Source organism: Streptomyces sp. H27-C3, from assembly GCF_030063415.1.
Taxonomy (GTDB): Bacteria; Actinomycetota; Actinomycetes; order Streptomycetales; family Streptomycetaceae; genus Streptomyces.
Genome location: NZ_JASITA010000032.1, coordinates 11100 through 28048, shown reverse-complemented (window position 1 = coordinate 28048; position 16949 = coordinate 11100). Strand labels below are relative to the sequence as shown.

At 67.0% G+C, this 16949-nt stretch carries 13 protein-coding genes and 1 tRNA gene; 4 read left to right on the top strand and 10 right to left on the bottom strand.

The annotated features are described in order from the left end of the window. The first annotated feature begins 11 nt into the window (after positions 1-11). Both QMK30_RS27445 and QMK30_RS27440 read left to right on the top strand, forming a co-directional pair. Complete coding sequence (locus QMK30_RS27445) at positions 12-275, top strand: hypothetical protein (RefSeq protein WP_283521020.1); 264 nt, start codon at positions 12-14, stop codon at positions 273-275. Next, positions 272-535, top strand: coding sequence for a hypothetical protein (locus tag QMK30_RS27440; protein ID WP_283521019.1), 264 nt, complete (start codon positions 272-274; stop codon positions 533-535). The genes QMK30_RS27445 and QMK30_RS27440 overlap by 4 nt, the downstream gene beginning before the upstream one ends. 110 nt (positions 536-645) lie before the next feature. Here the strand turns inward: QMK30_RS27440 and QMK30_RS27435 are convergent, their stop codons facing one another. The 9 genes from QMK30_RS27435 to QMK30_RS27395 form a co-directional block, all read right to left on the bottom strand. Continuing rightward, complete coding sequence (locus QMK30_RS27435; RefSeq protein ID WP_283521018.1) at positions 646-4545, bottom strand: DNA-directed RNA polymerase subunit beta'; 3900 nt, start codon at positions 4543-4545, stop codon at positions 646-648. A gap of 98 nt (positions 4546-4643) precedes the next feature. Then, positions 4644-8126 carry a DNA-directed RNA polymerase subunit beta gene (rpoB, locus tag QMK30_RS27430; RefSeq protein WP_283521017.1) on the bottom strand — a complete coding sequence of 1161 codons (3483 nt, stop codon included), beginning with the start codon at positions 8124-8126 and terminating at the stop codon, positions 4644-4646. A gap of 564 nt (positions 8127-8690) precedes the next feature. Beyond that, positions 8691-9068, bottom strand: a complete 378-nt coding sequence (gene rplL, locus QMK30_RS27425; protein WP_283521016.1) for a 50S ribosomal protein L7/L12 — start codon at positions 9066-9068, stop codon at positions 8691-8693. 83 nt (positions 9069-9151) lie between these two features. Continuing rightward, positions 9152-9712 (bottom strand): 50S ribosomal protein L10, encoded by a 561-nt coding sequence (rplJ, locus tag QMK30_RS27420; protein ID WP_283521015.1) that lies wholly within the window; start codon positions 9710-9712, stop codon positions 9152-9154. A gap of 377 nt (positions 9713-10089) precedes the next feature. Beyond that, positions 10090-10812, bottom strand: a complete 723-nt coding sequence (gene rplA, locus QMK30_RS27415; RefSeq protein WP_283521014.1) for a 50S ribosomal protein L1 — start codon at positions 10810-10812, stop codon at positions 10090-10092. A gap of 79 nt (positions 10813-10891) precedes the next feature. Further along, positions 10892-11329, bottom strand: coding sequence for a 50S ribosomal protein L11 (gene rplK, locus QMK30_RS27410; protein ID WP_283521013.1), 438 nt, complete (start codon positions 11327-11329; stop codon positions 10892-10894). A 169-nt stretch (positions 11330-11498) separates the two neighbouring features. Further along, a complete protein-coding gene (gene nusG / locus QMK30_RS27405) occupies positions 11499-12476 on the bottom strand; it encodes a transcription termination/antitermination protein NusG (RefSeq protein WP_283521012.1) in 978 nt (325 codons plus the stop codon). Positions 12477-12550: 74 nt separating this feature from the next. Next, positions 12551-12838: a preprotein translocase subunit SecE gene (gene secE / locus QMK30_RS27400; RefSeq protein ID WP_283521011.1), complete on the bottom strand. Its 288-nt coding sequence runs from the start codon at positions 12836-12838 to the stop codon at positions 12551-12553. 106 nt (positions 12839-12944) lie between these two features. Next, positions 12945-13017 (bottom strand) — tRNA-Trp (locus QMK30_RS27395). 182 nt (positions 13018-13199) lie between these two features. Here QMK30_RS27395 and QMK30_RS27390 point away from each other — a divergent pair. Continuing rightward, positions 13200-14426, top strand: coding sequence for a pyridoxal phosphate-dependent aminotransferase (locus QMK30_RS27390; protein ID WP_283521010.1), 1227 nt, complete (start codon positions 13200-13202; stop codon positions 14424-14426). A 119-nt stretch (positions 14427-14545) separates the two neighbouring features. Beyond that, on the top strand, positions 14546-15622 hold the full coding sequence (locus QMK30_RS27385) for an adenosine deaminase (protein ID WP_283521009.1): 1077 nt from the start codon (positions 14546-14548) through the stop codon (positions 15620-15622). A 201-nt stretch (positions 15623-15823) separates the two neighbouring features. Here QMK30_RS27385 and QMK30_RS27380 read toward each other — a convergent pair whose 3' ends face one another. Continuing rightward, complete coding sequence (locus tag QMK30_RS27380) at positions 15824-16879, bottom strand: UDP-N-acetylmuramate dehydrogenase (protein ID WP_283521008.1); 1056 nt, start codon at positions 16877-16879, stop codon at positions 15824-15826. Positions 16880-16949: the final 70 nt, after the last annotated feature.

Sequence of the window (16949 nt, the reverse complement as noted above, 5' to 3'; positions counted from 1 at the left end):
GGCAGCACCCCATGTCGGAAGCCAACCGGCGGGCCCTCCGCACCCTTCTCCAGAGCGCCGTCGCCCTCGCCGTAGCACTCCCCGCGATCGTGGAGGCGTCCGGCCTCGGCGAAAGCCTGCCCTGGGCGGCCGGCGCAGTCGCCGCCGCGGGCGCCCTGAGCCGGGTGATGGCGCTCGGCTCCGTCCAGCGCCTGCTCCCTCCGGCGCTGCGCACCGGCGTCGCGGGCGACCGCGAGCTCCTCGCCCTCCTCCCGGAACACCGGGGGCGCGAATGACCGCGACCCGGCAGAGTGAACCGGCAGCCGTAGCTCTGGAGCTGGAGCGCCTGCGGGGCACCGTCGAGGTCGGGTTCGCCCGGGTCGACGGCTCGCTGGCCCTCCTGGTACAGCGCACCGACCAGAGCGACCGGCAGCTCGCAGACCACGAGTCACGGCTCGACACCCTGGAGCGGGCCCGTTGGCCCCTGCCCAGCGTGGCCGTAGTGACCGGCGGCGTCGGCGTCCTGCTGTCCCTCTGGCAGCTCTCCACCCGATAGGCCGCGCCAGGGCGCGGAAACGCCGCAGGGCGGCCACCCCGTGAAGGATGACCGCCCTGCGGACGTACTGCTCGTACTCGTACTGCTCGTACTGCTCGTACTACCAGGTCCTACTGGTTGTACGGACCGTAGTCGTAGTCCTCCAGCGGAACCGCCTGGCCGGAGCCGGTGCCGAAGGGCGAGTAGTCGATGTCGTCGTAACCGACGGCCGAGTACATCGCTGCCTTGGCTTCCTCGGTCGGCTCGACCCGGATGTTGCGGTAGCGGGCGAGGCCCGTACCGGCCGGGATGAGCTTGCCGATGATGACGTTCTCCTTGAGGCCGATCAGGGAGTCCGACTTGGCGTTGATCGCCGCGTCGGTCAGAACCCTGGTCGTCTCCTGGAAGGACGCCGCCGACAGCCACGACTCGGTCGCCAGCGAGGCCTTGGTGATACCCATCAGCTGCGGACGGCCGGAGGCCGGGTGGCCGCCTTCCGTGACCACACGACGGTTCTCGCCCTCGAAGCGACCGCGCTCGACGAGCTCGCCCGGAAGCAGCTCGGCGTCGCCCGACTCGATGATCGTCACGCGGCGCAGCATCTGCCGGATGATGATCTCGATGTGCTTGTCGTGGATCGACACGCCCTGGCTGTTGTAGACCTTCTGGACTTCGCCGACCAGGTGGATCTGGACCGCGCGCTGACCGAGGATCCGCAGGACGTCGTGCGGGTTGGTCGCACCGACGGTGAGCTTCTGGCCCACCTCGACCGCGTCGCCCTCGCCCACGAGCAGACGAGCACGCTTGGAGATCGGGAACGGCGTCTCTTCGCTGCCGTCGTCCGGGACGACGACGAGCTTCTTCGTCTTCTCGGTCTCCTCGATACGGATGCGGCCGACCGCCTCCGAGATCGGGGCGACACCCTTGGGCGTACGAGCCTCGAAGAGCTCGACGACTCGGGGCAGACCCTGCGTGATGTCGTCACCCGCCACACCACCGGTGTGGAAGGTACGCATCGTCAGCTGGGTACCGGGCTCACCGATGGACTGGGCGGCGATGATACCGACCGCCTCACCGATGTCGACCAGCTTGCCGGTGGCCAGCGAACGGCCGTAGCAGAACGCACAGGTACCGACCGTGGACTCGCAGGTCAGGACCGAGCGGGTCTTGACCTCCTCCACGCCGTGCAGGATCAGCTGGTCGATGAGCACGTCACCGAGGTCGACATTGGCAGGCGCGATGACCTTGCCGTCGATGACGACGTCCTCGGCGAGCATGCGTGCGTACACGCTCGTCTCGACGTCGTCGGTCTTGCGGAGGATGCCGTCGGCACCCTTCTCCGCGATCTTCAGCTTGAGGCCGCGGTCGGTGCCACAGTCCTCTTCGCGGATGATCACGTCCTGCGAGACGTCCACCAGACGACGGGTCAGGTAACCCGAGTCGGCGGTACGCAGGGCGGTGTCGGCCAGACCCTTACGGGCACCGTGGGTGGAGATGAAGTACTCCAGCACGGACAGACCCTCACGGAACGACGCCTTGATGGGACGAGGAATCGTCTCGTTCTTGGCGTTCGACACCAGACCACGCATACCGGCGATCTGACGCATCTGCATCATGTTTCCTCGGGCACCCGAGTCAACCATCATGAAGATGGGGTTCGTCTTAGGGAAGTTCGCGTTCATCGCCTCGGCAACCTCGTTGGTTGCCTTGGTCCAGATCGCGATGAGCTCCTGAGTGCGCTCTTCCTTGGTGATGAGACCGCGCTCGTACTGCTTCTGGACCTTCTCGTCCTGGGCCTCGTAGCCCTTGACGATGGCCTTCTTGGCCTCCGGGACGACGATGTCCGAAACAGCGACGGTGACGCCGGAACGGGTCGCCCAGTGGAAGCCGGCCGCCTTCAGGTTGTCGAGCGTTGCCGCCACGATGACCTTGGGGTAGCGCTCGGCCAGGTCGTTGACGATCTCGGAGAGCTGCTTCTTGCCCACCGAGTAGTCGACGAACGGGTAGTCCTCGGGCAGCAGCTCGTTGAAGAGCGCGCGGCCCAGGGTCGTACGCAGCCGGAAGGTGTCGCCCTGCTGCCACTCCGGGTCGCCCTCTTCGCGCACCGGCGGGGTCCAGCCGCGCGGCGGGATGGTGCCCACCGGGAAGCGGATGTCGACCTTCGCCTGGAGCGAGAGCTCACGGTTGTCGAACGCCATGGTGGCCTCGGCCGATGAGCCGAAGGAACGGCCCTCACCGATGACCTTGCGCTCTTCCTCGTCGGTCGTGAGGAAGAACAGGCCCAGCACCATGTCCTGGGTCGGCATGGTGACGGGACGACCGTCTGCCGGCTTCAGGATGTTGTTCGAGGACAGCATCAGGATGCGGGCCTCGGCCTGTGCCTCTGCCGAAAGCGGCAGGTGCACGGCCATCTGGTCACCGTCGAAGTCCGCGTTGAACGCGGTGCAGACGAGCGGGTGGATCTGGATGGCCTTGCCCTCGACCAGCTGGGGCTCGAAGGCCTGGATGCCGAGGCGGTGCAGCGTCGGCGCACGGTTCAGCAGAACCGGGTGCTCGGCGATGACCTCTTCGAGTACGTCGTAGACGACCGTGCGGCCGCGCTCGACCATGCGCTTCGCCGACTTGATGTTCTGCGCGTGGTTCAGGTCCACCAGGCGCTTCATCACGAACGGCTTGAAGAGCTCCAGCGCCATGGCCTTGGGCAGGCCGCACTGGTGCAGCTTCAGCTGCGGGCCGACGACGATCACGGAACGCGCGGAGTAGTCCACACGCTTGCCGAGAAGGTTCTGACGGAATCGACCCTGCTTGCCCTTGAGCATGTCGCTCAGGGACTTCAGCGGGCGGTTACCGGGACCGGTGACCGGGCGACCGCGGCGACCGTTGTCGAACAGTGCGTCGACGGCCTCCTGCAGCATCCGCTTCTCGTTGTTCACGATGATCTCGGGAGCACCGAGATCAAGGAGACGCTTGAGGCGGTTGTTGCGGTTGATCACGCGGCGGTACAGGTCGTTCAGGTCGGAGGTCGCGAAGCGGCCACCGTCCAGCTGCACCATCGGACGCAGGTCCGGCGGGATGACCGGCACGCAGTCCAGCACCATGCCCTTGGGCTTGTTACTGGTCTGCAGGAACGCGGAGACGACCTTGAGGCGCTTGAGCGCACGGGTCTTCTTCTGGCCCTTGCCACTGCGGATGATCTCGCGGAGGCGCTCGGCCTCCTCTGCGAGGTCGAAGGTCTCCAGGCGCTTCTGCAGCGCCGCGGCGCCCATGCAGCCGTCGAAGTACGTGCCGAAACGGTCACGCAGCTCGCGGTAGAGCAGCTCGTCGCCCTCAAGGTCCTGGACCTTGAGGCTCTTGAAGCGGCTCCACACCTCGTCGAGACGGTCGATCTCGCGCTGCGCACGGTCACGCAGCTGCTTCATCTCACGCTCGGCACCTTCGCGCACCTTGCGGCGTACGTCGGCCTTGGCGCCCTCGGCCTCAAGCTCGGCCAGGTCGGTCTCGAGCTTCTTGGCGCGGGCTTCGAGGTCCGAGTCGCGACGGTTCTCGACCTGCTGACGCTCGACGGAGACATGTGCCTCCAGCGAGGGCAGGTCGCGCGTCCGGCGCTCCTCGTCCACGAATGTGATCATGTACGCGGCGAAGTAGATGACCTTTTCGAGGTCCTTCGGCGCGAGGTCGAGCAGGTACCCGAGGCGCGAAGGAACGCCCTTGAAGTACCAGATGTGCGTGACAGGGGCGGCCAGCTCAATGTGGCCCATCCGCTCACGACGCACCTTGGCGCGAGTTACCTCGACGCCGCAGCGCTCGCAGATGATGCCCTTGAAGCGGACACGCTTGTACTTACCGCAGTAGCACTCCCAGTCCCGGGTAGGACCGAAGATCTTCTCGCAGAAGAGTCCGTCCTTTTCGGGCTTGAGCGTGCGGTAGTTGATGGTCTCCGGCTTCTTCACTTCGCCGTGCGACCAGGTCCGGATGTCGTCCGCGGTGGCGAGGCCAATCCGCAGCTCGTCGAAGAAGTTGACGTCGAGCACTTGTCGTCAATCCCTCTTTCGGGGTCGAGTCTCAATCATGGTCTGAACGGGTCCGGGGAGAGCCGGCCGCCGCGGTGAAGCGGCGACCGGCCAGCCCGTCAGACCTCTTCGACGCTGCTCGGCTCACGCCGGGACAGGTCGATACCGAGCTCCTCCGCTGCGCGGAAGACGTCCTCGTCCGTGTCGCGCATCTCGATGGACATGCCGTCCGAGGACAGCACCTCCACATTGAGACAGAGCGACTGCATTTCCTTGATGAGCACCTTGAAGGACTCAGGAATGCCGGGCTCGGGGATGTTCTCGCCCTTGACGATGGCCTCGTAGACCTTCACGCGGCCGGTCACGTCGTCGGACTTGATGGTCAGCAGTTCCTGGAGGGCGTAAGCGGCGCCATAAGCCTCAAGCGCCCACACCTCCATCTCACCGAAGCGCTGGCCACCGAACTGGGCCTTACCACCCAGCGGCTGCTGAGTGATCATCGAGTACGGACCGGTCGAACGGGCGTGGAGCTTGTCGTCGACCAGGTGGTGGAGCTTGAGGATGTACATGTACCCGACCGAGACCGGCGCCGGGAAAGGCTCACCCGAGCGGCCGTCGAACAGGTTGGCCTTGCCGGACGGCATGACCATCCGGTTGCCGTCGCGGTTCGGGATCGTGGCCTCGAAGAGACCGGAGATCTCGTCCTCGCGCGCACCGTCGAAGACCGGGGTGGCGACGTTGGTGCCGGCGGCGACCTCGTCGGCGCCGATCACCTTCAGACGCTCCATCCAGTCCTCGCTGCCCTCGACCTTCCAGCCCTGACTGGCGAGCCAGCCCAGGTGGATTTCGAGGACCTGTCCCGGGTTCATTCGGGACGGCACACCCAGCGGGTTGAGGATGATGTCGACCGGGGTGCCGTCCTCCATGAACGGCATGTCCTCGATCGGCAGGATCTTCGAGATGACGCCCTTGTTGCCGTGACGGCCGGCGAGCTTGTCACCATCGGTGATCTTGCGCTTCTGCGCGACGTACACGCGAACCAGCTGGTTCACGCCCGGCGGCAGCTCGTCGCCCTCTTCGCGGTCGAAGACCCGCACGCCGATGATCTTGCCGATCTCGCCGTGGGGCACCTTCAGCGAGGTGTCGCGCACTTCGCGCGCCTTCTCGCCGAAGATCGCGCGGAGCAGGCGCTCCTCCGGGGTCAGCTCGGTCTCGCCCTTGGGCGTGACCTTGCCGACCAGGATGTCGCCTGCGACAACCTCGGCACCGATACGGATGATGCCGCGCTCGTCGAGGTCCGCGAGGACCTCCTCGGAGACGTTCGGGATGTCCCGGGTGATCTCCTCCGGGCCGAGCTTGGTGTCGCGGGCGTCGACCTCGTGCTCCTCGATGTGAATCGAGGAGAGGACGTCGTCCTGCACCAGACGCTGGCTGAGGATGATCGCGTCTTCGTAGTTGTGGCCCTCCCACGGCATGAACGCCACGAGCAGGTTCTTGCCGAGTGCCATCTCACCCTGCTGGGTGGCGGGACCGTCGGCGAGGACCTGACCCTCTACGACCCGGGCGCCCTCGTCGACGACAACCTTCTGGTTGACCGACGTGCCCTGGTTCGAGCGGGAGAACTTGGCGATGCGGTACGTGGTGTACGTGCCGTCGTCGTTGGTGACGGTGATGTAGTCCGCGGAAACCTCCTGGACCACCCCCGCCTTCTCCGCCTTGATGACGTCACCGGCGTCGACCGCACAGCGGTATTCCATGCCGGTGCCGACGAGCGGCGCCTCGGACGTGATCAGCGGCACGGCCTGACGCATCATGTTCGCGCCCATGAGCGCGCGGTTCGCGTCGTCGTGCTCGAGGAACGGGATCATCGCGGTCGCGACCGACACCATCTGGCGCGGCGAGACGTCCATGTAGTCGACGTCGTCGCCCGGGATGTAGTCGATCTCGCCGCCGCGGCGGCGGACCAGGACGCGGGACTCCTCGAAGCGCATGTCCTCGGAGAGCGTCGCGTTGGCCTGCGCGATGACGAAGCGGTCTTCCTCGTCGGCCGTCAGGTAGTCGACGTCATCGGTGACGAAGCCGCCGGTCACCCGGCGGTACGGCGTCTCGATGAAGCCGAACGCGTTGACGCGGCCGTAGGAGGCGAGCGAGCCGATCAGGCCGATGTTCGGGCCTTCAGGGGTCTCGATCGGACACATGCGGCCGTAGTGCGAGGGGTGCACGTCACGGACTTCGAAGCCGGCCCGCTCGCGGGAGAGACCACCCGGGCCAAGCGCCGACAGGCGGCGCTTGTGGGTGAGACCCGACAGCGGGTTGTTCTGGTCCATGAACTGCGACAGCTGGCTGGTGCCGAAGAACTCCTTGATGGAGGCGACGACCGGCCGGATGTTGATCAGGGTCTGCGGCGTGATCGCCTCGACGTCCTGAGTCGTCATGCGCTCACGCACGACGCGCTCCATCCGCGCCAGGCCCGTACGGACCTGGTTCTGGATGAGCTCGCCGACGTTGCGCAGACGACGGTTGCCGAAGTGGTCGATGTCGTCGGTCTCGACAACGATCGACCGGCCGCTCTCGCCGACCGTCTCGACCTCGCCGGCGTGCAGCCGGACGAGGTACTTGATGGTGGCGATGATGTCCTTGCTGGTGAGGACACCCGCGTTCAGCGGCTCGTCGGCGCCGAGCTTCTTGTTCACCTTGTAGCGGCCGACCTTCGCGAGGTCGTAGCGCTTCGGGTTGAAGTAGAGGTTCTCGAGCAGCGTCTGAGCAGCCTCACGCGTCGGCGGCTCGCCGGGACGCAGCTTGCGGTAGATGTCGAGCAGTGCGTCGTCCTGGCCCTGGGTGTGGTCCTTTTCCAGGGTGGCGCGCATCGACTCGTACTCGCCGAACTCCTCAAGGATCTGCTCGGTCGTCCAACCGAGAGCCTTGAGCAGGACGGTGACGGACTGCTTGCGCTTGCGGTCGATGCGGACACCGACCATGTCGCGCTTGTCGATCTCCATCTCCAGCCAGGCACCCCGGGAAGGGATGATCTTGGAGGAGAAGATGTCCTTGTCGGACGTCTTGTCGATCGAGGAGTCGAAATAGACACCCGGCGAGCGGACCAGCTGCGACACCACGACACGCTCGGTGCCGTTGATGACGAAGGTGCCCTTGTTCGTCATGAGCGGGAAATCGCCCATGAAGACCGTCTGGGACTTGATCTCGCCGGTCTCGTTGTTGGTGAACTCGGCGGTGACGAAGAGCGGAGCGGCGAACGTGAAGTCGCGCTCCTTGCACTCGTCGATCGAGTTCTTGGGCGGCTCGAAGCGGTGGTCACGGAACGTCAGCGACATCGACCCGGAGAAGTCCTCGATCGGCGAGATCTCCTCGAAGATCTCTTCCAGACCTGACTTGGTGGGGACGTCCTGTCCGCTCTCAAGAGCGGCCTCGACGCGAGACTTCCAAGCGGCATTGCCGAGCAGCCAGTCAAAGCTCTCGGTTTGCAGCGCAAGGAGGTTCGGAACCTCGAGGGGCTCCTTGATCTTTGCAAAGGAGATGCGCAGCGGGGCGGTGCTGGCGCCGTTGTTCGTATTGGAGGTCGAGGCGTTGCGCGAGGCGGCCAAGAGGGGGTCCTTCCGAGGGCTCGGACTCACTACGCGCGTACCGGTCCCAAGATGGGCACAGCGACAGAAATCCCCAAAAGGGGAAGTCGATCATCGGTGCTCAAGCTTTGGGTATGCCCCTGGTGACGGGCAGGAGGCAGCTAACAGGCAGCGCAAAGGGTCAGTGTAGCCACTTGGCCCACTGATGTCCAGAGCGGGTTTTTGGAGACCCTCGCTGTACTCAACTCCTGCTGCAAGCCACGCGCTGCTAGCGCATATCAGTACTGCCCTCTGCGTCGCCGATCCATGCCTCGGATCCGGATCGGTGTGAACGACGCATCCTGAGAATTGCGCGCCTCGTGCGGTTCGTCAAGGCCCCCCGTCCTCCGTGGAGATCGTCGCCGCCCGCTACTGCGGAGTACGGCCCGGAGAACGGCGCTCGGACACCGTCAGGCAACGGCGATGATCACCCTACTCGTCACGGAGCGAAGAGCAAGGCAGGCACTACGGGAACGCCTGAGGGCGACCACCCGGATGGGTGATCGCCCTCAAAACTGGAACTGCTGAGTCAGAGACTCAACAAGGTCACTTGACCTCGACAGACGCGCCCGCGCCCTTGAGGGACTCGGCGGCCTTCTCAGCGGCCTCCTTGGCGACCTTCTCGAGGACCGGCTTCGGAGCGCCGTCGACGAGGTCCTTGGCCTCCTTCAGACCCAGCGAGGTGAGCTCACGCACAACCTTGATGACCTGGATCTTCTTCTCGCCGGCACCGGTGAGGATGACGTCGAACTCGTCCTGCTCCTCCGGGGCCTCGGCGGCGGCGGCGGCGGGGCCGGCGGCGGCGACGGGGGCGGCAGCCTTGACGTCGAACTTCTCTTCGAAGGCCTTGACGAACTCAGAGAGCTCGATGAGGGTCAGGGTCTCGAACTGCGCGAGCAGCTCGTCCTGGGACAGCTTCGCCATGATGGCGTCCTTCCACTAATTCGGCAGGTGCCGGGTGTATATGGAGGCGGGCGTACGGGCCCGCTGTGACCAAAGGGCGGGAGTTACTCCGCCACCTCGGCCTCGGCGGGAGCCGGCGTACCGGCACCGCCCTGCTCGACCTTGGCGCGAAGCGCGTCCGCGGTGCGGACGAACTCCGTGAGAGGAGCCTGGAAAGTCGCCGCGGCCTTGGCCATCGACGCCTTGATTCCACCGGCCACCTTGGCGAGCAGAACCTCGCGGGACTCAAGGTCCGCGAGCTTCTTGAACTCATCAGCGGTCAGCGCCTTACCATCAAGGACACCGCCCTTGATGACGAGGTTGGGGTTCTCCTTGGCGAAGTCACGAAGACCCTTCGCCGACTCCACCGGGTCACCGGTGACGAAGGCAACCGCCGTCGGACCCACGAACAGGTCGTCCAGCGTGTCGATCCCGGCCTCGTTGGCCGCGATCTTGGTCAGCGTGTTCTTCACCACGGCGTACTGGGCGTTCTCACCGAGTGAACGGCGCAGCTCCTTGAGCTGAGCCACGGTGAGACCCCGGTACTCGGTCAGCACGGCGGCGTTCGAGCTACGGAACTTGTCCGTGAGCTCGGCTACCGCGGCAGCCTTGTCGGGCCTTGCCATAGAGCGTCGGCCTCCTTCCGGGTGATGAGGACCGCTCAGAAGGGGCTGGGCAAAACGAAACGCCCCGGCGCAGGCGCACGGGGCGGGCTCAACCGGAACGAATCCCGGGAGCTTTTCCACGAATTACCTGTGCAGGACGTCCGCGCCTGGCGGATCCTTCGGCCGCCGCACCTTCTTGCGAAGTCACGGCAACGACCAGCGGTCTTTGGCTTCTTCCGAAGAGTACGCGAACGGATCCACGTCAGGCAAATCGCCCCCTGGGCCCCTCTCGCGCCCCGTCGGCGGCCCCGGGTGCCCGGGGACGCGAAACCGGGCCCCGCGCCTCCTGAGAGGTGCGGGGCCCGGCTACAGCACGCGGTCCGCGACTGCCGTCAGGATCAGACGGCGGCCGGGTCCTCCTCGACGAGGAGGTTGCGGGTGCGGTTGGAGTCCAGCGGGATGCCGGGGCCCATCGTGGTGGTCAGGGTCGCCGTCTTGATGTAGCGGCCCTTCGCGGCGGACGGCTTCAGACGAAGGATCTCGTCCAGCGCCGCGGCGTAGTTCTCCACCAGCTTGGTCTCGTCGAAGGAGACCTTGCCGATGATGAAGTGCAGGTTCGAGTGCTTGTCGACGCGGAACTCGATCTTGCCGCCCTTGATGTCCGTGACAGCCTTCGTCACGTCCGGGGTGACCGTTCCGGTCTTCGGGTTCGGCATCAGACCACGCGGGCCGAGCACGCGGCCGAGGCGGCCGACCTTGCCCATGAGGTCCGGGGTGGCGACGACGGCGTCGAAGTCCAGACGGCCCTTCGCGACCTCGTCGATGAGCTCGTCGGAGCCGACGATGTCGGCGCCCGCGGCGCGCGCTGCCTCGGCACGGTCGCCGGTCGCGAAGACCAGGACCCGGGCGGTCTTGCCGGTGCCGTGCGGGAGGTTCACGGTGCCACGGACCATCTGGTCGGCCTTGCGCGGGTCGACACCCAGACGCATGGCGACCTCGACGGTGCCGTCGAACTTGGTCGCGGAGGAGTCCTTGGCGATACGGACAGCCTCGAGCGGGGCGTAGTTGCGCTCCCGGTCGATCTTGGCTTCCGCAGCGCGGTAGTTCTTGCTGCGCTTCACTTCTGCTCCTGTTGTTATGGAGGTGGAGTCGTGGCACGGACCAGCGCTTGGCCCTACCACTGAGGTGCTACGGGGACGGTCAGCCCTCGACGGTGATGCCCATCGACCTGGCGGTGCCGGCGATGATCTTCGACGCGGCTTCCAGGTCGTTGGCGTTCAGGTCGGGCATCTTGACCGTGGCGATGTCGCGGACCTGGGCGCCGGTGAGCTTGGCAACCTTGGTCTTGTGCGGCTCGCCCGATCCCTTGTCCACACCTGCGGCCTTGAGGATCAGCTTCGCGGCCGGCGGAGTCTTCGTGATGAAGGTGAAGGAACGGTCGTCGTAGACCGTGATCTCCACCGGCACGACCATGCCACGCTGCGACTCGGTCGCGGCGTTGTAGGCCTTGCAGAACTCCATGATGTTGACGCCGTGCTGGCCCAGTGCGGGACCGACCGGCGGCGCCGGGTTGGCCGCACCGGCATTGATCTGGAGCTTGATCAGCCCTGTGATCTTCTTCTTCTTCTTGGGAGGCATTGCTCTCTCCGGGTCCTAGTGAGAGTTTTCAGCCATCCGTCCGACGAACCGGACGAAGGCATACCGCACAACAATAACGGGTAGAGCTGTGCAGGCTGAAACCAAGCAGGTCAGACCGGCTTTGAGAGCCGATCTGACCTGGTCGGAAGCGGGGGGGGTCCGGAAGGTGTCAGTTCTTCTGGATCTGCTCGAAGCTGAGCTCGACCGGGGTCTCGCGGCCGAAGATCTCGACGAGACCCTTGACCTTCTTCGAGTCGGCGTTGATCTCGTTGATCGTCGCCTGGAGGGTCGCGAAGGGACCGTCGGTGACGGTGACCGAGTCGCCCACCTCGAAGTCCAGCACCTGGACCTCGACCTTGCGGGACGGAGCCGGCTTGCCCTCGGCCTCGGCGGCCTCGCGGGCTGCCTTCTCCTCGGCCTCGGGGGCGAGCATCTTGACGATCTCGTCCAGCGTCAGCGGGTACGGGTCGTAGGCGTTGCCCACGAAGCCGGTGACACCGGGGGTGTTGCGGACAACGCCCCAGGACTCGTTGGTGAGGTCCATGCGGACCAGGACGTAGCCGGGAAGCTTGTTCTGGCGAACGTTCTTGCGCTCGCCGTTCTTGATCTGAGTGATCTCTTCCTCGGGCACTTCCGCCTGGTAGATGAACTCCTCGACGTTCAGCGAGACGGCGCGCTGCTCCAGGTTGGCCTTCACGCGCTTCTCGTACCCGGCATACGTGTGGATGACGTACCACTCGCCGGGCAGGGCGCGCAGCTCCTCACGGAGCGCTGCGGTCGGGTCGGCCGGCGCCTCGGGGGCCTCCACGGCGGGCTCGGCCTCATCGGTGTCCTCGGACACCTCGGCGACGACGCCCTCTTCCTCGGCGTCAGCCTCGGCCTCGGCCACCTCGTCGACAGCGGCGGCGACCTCGTCGGCCTCCGGTTCGGCGATCTCTTCGGCGTTGACGACTTCATCGACGCCGGCGATGTCCTCGGGGGACTCGATGTGCACGGCGGCCTCTTCGGCCGGCTCGGCGGCGGCGTCGGCCGCTTCGGCCTCGTCCGGGTCGACAGCGTCAGCCGCCTCGACAATGTCGAGTTCGTCCTCTGCGGACTCGAAGCTCACGCCCGACTCAGCGGCGTCGTTCAGGTTCGGGTCAGACACGGTGGCTGCTTCTTCCTGGATACATATGGGTGGAACGTGCGAAAGGGGCGCCCGGAGAGGCGCCCTACGCCGGGTTAGCCGAAGACGTATTTGACGGCTTCGGCGAAGCCCATGTCGATCACGGTAACAATGCCGATCATGACGACGACGAAAACAATCACCACGGCGGTGTAGGTCGTCAGCTGGTTGCGAGTCGGCCAGACGACCTTGCGCAGCTCGGCAACGATCTGGCGGTAGAAAAGCGCGAGACGGCCGAAGGGGCCCTTCTTGCCGCGCTTGCCGCCCTTGCGGGACTTTTTCTTGGAATCCGGCGTCTCGTCCTGGGCATCAGGCATGTCGATGGAGCCCACGGCGTCCGTCACGCTTCTCACCTGATTCCGGGTCGTGGCCGTGCCGCGCCCGGTCGAGCCGCACGGCAGTCCATAGAAATACGTACATGCGCACACATCCCGGCGAAGGAGTGTGTAGCAGGGCCGGAGGGACTTGAACCCCCAACCGCTGGTTTTGGAGACCAGTGCTCTACCAATTGAGCTACGACCCTTTGTGGTTCGCCCAACCTACCGCATCCGACCGAGTGCACGGAGTGCGCACGGCGGTGTGGTCGGTGAGGGCCAACGACAGGTGAGTGTACGTGGTCGTCGGCCCGGCGTCGAACAGAAAGCTCCTGTCCGCCCTTTGAAACCTGTGTGCCGCGCGGGTTTCCCGTCTGGGACGATGGGCCGTATGAGCGCTGCAACTCCTCCCACCGAGCGCCGGGTTTCCGCCCGAATCGGCGCGATCTCCGAGTCCGCAACCCTTGCCGTCGACGCCAAGGCCAAGGCCCTGAAGGCGGCGGGTCGTCCGGTCATCGGCTTCGGCGCCGGCGAGCCCGACTTCCCGACGCCCGGATACATCGTCGAGGCCGCGATCGAGGCCTGCTCCAACCCGAAGTACCACCGCTACACACCTGCCGGGGGGCTCCCGGAGCTCAAGGCCGCGATCGCAGCGAAGACGCTGCGTGACTCGGGCTACGAGGTGGACGCCTCGCAGATCCTGGTCACCAACGGCGGCAAGCAAGCCATCTACGAAGCCTTCGCCGCGATCCTCGACCCGGGCGACGAGGTCATCGTCCCGGCGCCGTACTGGACGACGTATCCCGAGTCGATCCGGCTCGCGGGCGGTGTCCCCGTCGACGTCGTCGCCGACGAGACCACCGGCTACCGGGTCTCCGTCGAGCAGCTGGAGGCGGCCCGTACCGAGCGCACGAAGGTCGTGCTCTTCGTCTCGCCGTCCAACCCGACGGGCGCCGTCTACAACGAGGCCGACGCCGAGGCGATCGGCCGCTGGGCCGTCGAGCACGGTCTGTGGGTGCTGACGGACGAGATCTACGAGCACCTGGTCTACGGCGACGCGAAGTTCACCTCGCTGCCGGCGATCGTGCCCGAGCTGCGCGACAAGTGCATCGTGGTCAACGGCGTCGCCAAGACGTACGCCATGACCGGCTGGCGTGTCGGGTGGATCGTCGGCCCGAAGGACGTCGTCAAGGCCGCGACGAACCTCCAGTCGCACGCCACGTCCAATGTCTCCAACGTCGCGCAGATCGCGGCGCTGGCCGCCGTTTCCGGCAACCTGGACGCGGTCGCCGAGATGCGTACCGCCTTCGACCGCCGCCGCCACACCGTGGTGCGCATGCTGAACGACATCGACGGCGTGCTGTGCCCGGAGCCGGAGGGTGCCTTCTACGCGTACCCGTCGGTGAAGGCGCTGCTCGGCAAGGAGATCCGTGGCAAGCGCCCGGCCACCACGGTCGAGCTCGCCGCGCTGATCCTGGACGAGGCCGAGGTCGCGGTCGTACCGGGCGAGGCCTTCGGTACGCCGGGCTACCTGCGGCTTTCCTACGCGCTGGGCGACGAGGACCTGGTCGAGGGTGTCTCGCGGATGCAGAAGCTCCTCGCGGAAGCGCGCGACTGATCCCTCCTGCGCTGTGACGGGCTCCCGGCTCCGGCCGGGAGCCCGTTTCTGCGTTCGGGCAAGTACTCGTTGGGAGAAAGGCGCTTCCCGGGGGCGCGTGCGTGCGGCAAGATCTTGGGATGTTGGCCTCACCAGGGGGACACCCCCTCAACCCTTCGAGTGTCTGTGCCCGTGACCCGGCCGCCGACCGGGACCTGCGTCTGCTGCCGAAGGCTCACTTGCATCTTCACTTCACCGGATCGATGCGGCCCGGGACCCTGATCGAGCTGGCCGACAAGTACGGCGTACACCTGCCGGAGGCGCTGACCGGCGGTAGGCCGCCGAAACTGCGGGCCACCGACGAGCGGGGCTGGTTCCGTTTCCAGCGGCTCTACGACATCGCGCGGTCCTGCGTGCGGTCGCCGGAGGACATCCAGCGGCTCGTGCGGGAGGCGGCCGAGGAGGATGTGCGGGACGGCTCGGGCTGGCTGGAGATCCAGGTGGATCCGACGTCGTACGCCACCACGCTCGGCGGCCTGATCCCCGCGCTGGAGGTCATCCTCGACGCGGTGCGGAGCGCGGCCCGGGACACCGGCCTGGGGATACGGGTGGTGGTCGCGGCGAACCGGATGAAGCATCCGCTGGACGCGCGGACGCTGGCACGGCTCGCGGTGCGGTTCGCGGACCAGGGCGTCGTGGGCTTCGGGCTCTCCAACGACGAGCGCCGCGGCATGGCCAGGGACTTCGACCGCGCCTTCGCCATCGCCCGCGAGGGCGGCCTGCTCGCGGCGCCGCACGGCGGGGAGCTGACCGGCCCCTCTTCCGTACGGGACTGCCTGGACGATCTGCACGCCTCACGGATCGGGCACGGCGTACGGGCGGCCGAGGACCCGAGGCTGCTGCGCCGGCTCGCGGAGCGCGGGGTGACCTGCGAGGTGTGCCCGTCGTCGAATGTGGCGCTGGGCGTCTACGAGAAGCCCGAGGACGTACCGCTGCGCACGCTGTACGACGCCGGGGTACCGATGGCGCTGGGCGCGGACGACCCGCTGCTCTTCGGATCGAGGCTGGCCGCGCAGTACGACCTCGCCCGCCGCCACCACGCCTTCACGGACCCGGAACTGGCGGAGCTGGCACGGCAGTCGGTACGCGGCTCGGCAGCGCCGGAGGACACGAAGGCGAAGCTGCTGGCGGGGATCGAGGAGTGGGTGGTGAGCTGAGTCCGACCGCGCACCCGGACCACTCCGGACCAGTGCCCGGACGTGTCCCCGCCCACTCAGCCCGTCCGGCGTCCCACCCCGACCACTCCGGCCCGTCCGGCGTTCGATGACCGGGGTCCGGGGCGGAGCCCCGGTTGTGGGAAGGGGCGGGTACGGGAAAGGTGCCGCAGGCAACCCACACCCGCCACCCGGCCCGGCCCCCTACAGGCTGACGCCCACCGTCACCGGCTCATTGACCAGCGTCACCCCGAACGCCTCCCGCACCCCGACAACGACCTCCCGCGCGAGCGCCAGCAGATCCTCGGTCGTGGCCGCGCCCCGGTTGGTGAGAGCCAGCGTGTGCTTGCCGGAGATACGGGCGGGCCCGCTCCCGTATCCCTTGGTGAAGCCCGCCTTGTCGATGAGCCATGCCGCGGACGTCTTGGTGAGCCCCTCCCCCGCCGGAAACGCCGGCGGGGCGACCTCGGGGCCGAGCTTCTCGTACACCCGGGCGCGGAACGCCGCGTACTCCTCGGCCGTCAGGATCGGGTTGGTGAAGAAGGACCCCGCAGACCAGGTGTCATGGTCCTCGGCGTCCAGGACCATGCCCTTGCCCGCCCGCAGCTTCAGCACCGTCTCGCGCGCGACCGCCGCCGCGACCCGCTCGCCCGCCCGCACCCCGAGGACGCGCGCGGTCTCGGGGTACTTGATGGGCGCCGAGAGCCCGCCCGCGTCCTCCAGCTCGAAGCGGACGCGCAGGACGACGTAACGCGCGGGGTCCTGCTTGAAGCGGCTGTGCCGGTACGAGAAGTCGCACTCGGCGTTGGTGAGCGTGACCGTGTCCCCCGTGGAGCGGTCGTACGCGACGACCTCGGTGATCGTGCTGGAGACTTCCTGGCCGTACGCCCCGACGTTCTGGATCGGCGTCGCGCCCGCGGAGCCGGGGATCCCTGCGAGGCATTCGATGCCCGCGAGTCCCGCTTCGACGGTGCGGGCCACCGCGTCGGTCCATACCTCGCCGGCCGCCAGTTCCAGCGAGGCGCCATCGAGGTCGAAGCCCCGGGTGGCGATGCGCAGGGCGGTGCCGTCGAGGCCCTTGTCACCGATGACCAGGTTGCTGCCGCCGCCGATGATCAGCAGCGGGGTGCCCGCGGCGTCCGCCTCGCGCACGGCGGCGATCACCTCGGTGTCGGTGGTGGCCGTGATGAGTCGGGTCGCGGGGCCGCCGAGACGGAAGGTGGTCAGGGGGGCGAGGGGGGCGTCATGAAGTTCCTGCACAGGGACAAGGGTACGGTCCGTGGGCCCCCCCCGCCGGGGGGGGCCCCCACCGCACCCCCCCCCCACCCGC

What these genes read in the sequence shown, in the direction of transcription:
- rplJ (WP_283521015.1), bottom strand. Translation starts at nt 9,712, where the DNA reads ATGGCAAGGCCCGACAAGGCTGCCGCGGTAGCCGAGCTCACGGACAAG.
- QMK30_RS27445 (WP_283521020.1), top strand. Translation starts at nt 12, where the DNA reads ATGTCGGAAGCCAACCGGCGGGCCCTCCGCACCCTTCTCCAGAGCGCC.
- QMK30_RS27390 (WP_283521010.1), top strand. Translation starts at nt 13,200, where the DNA reads ATGAGCGCTGCAACTCCTCCCACCGAGCGCCGGGTTTCCGCCCGAATC.
- rplL (WP_283521016.1), bottom strand. Translation starts at nt 9,068, where the DNA reads ATGGCGAAGCTGTCCCAGGACGAGCTGCTCGCGCAGTTCGAGACCCTG.
- QMK30_RS27440 (WP_283521019.1), top strand. Translation starts at nt 272, where the DNA reads ATGACCGCGACCCGGCAGAGTGAACCGGCAGCCGTAGCTCTGGAGCTG.
- QMK30_RS27385 (WP_283521009.1), top strand. Translation starts at nt 14,546, where the DNA reads ATGTTGGCCTCACCAGGGGGACACCCCCTCAACCCTTCGAGTGTCTGT.
- rplK (WP_283521013.1), bottom strand. Translation starts at nt 11,329, where the DNA reads ATGCCTCCCAAGAAGAAGAAGAAGATCACAGGGCTGATCAAGCTCCAG.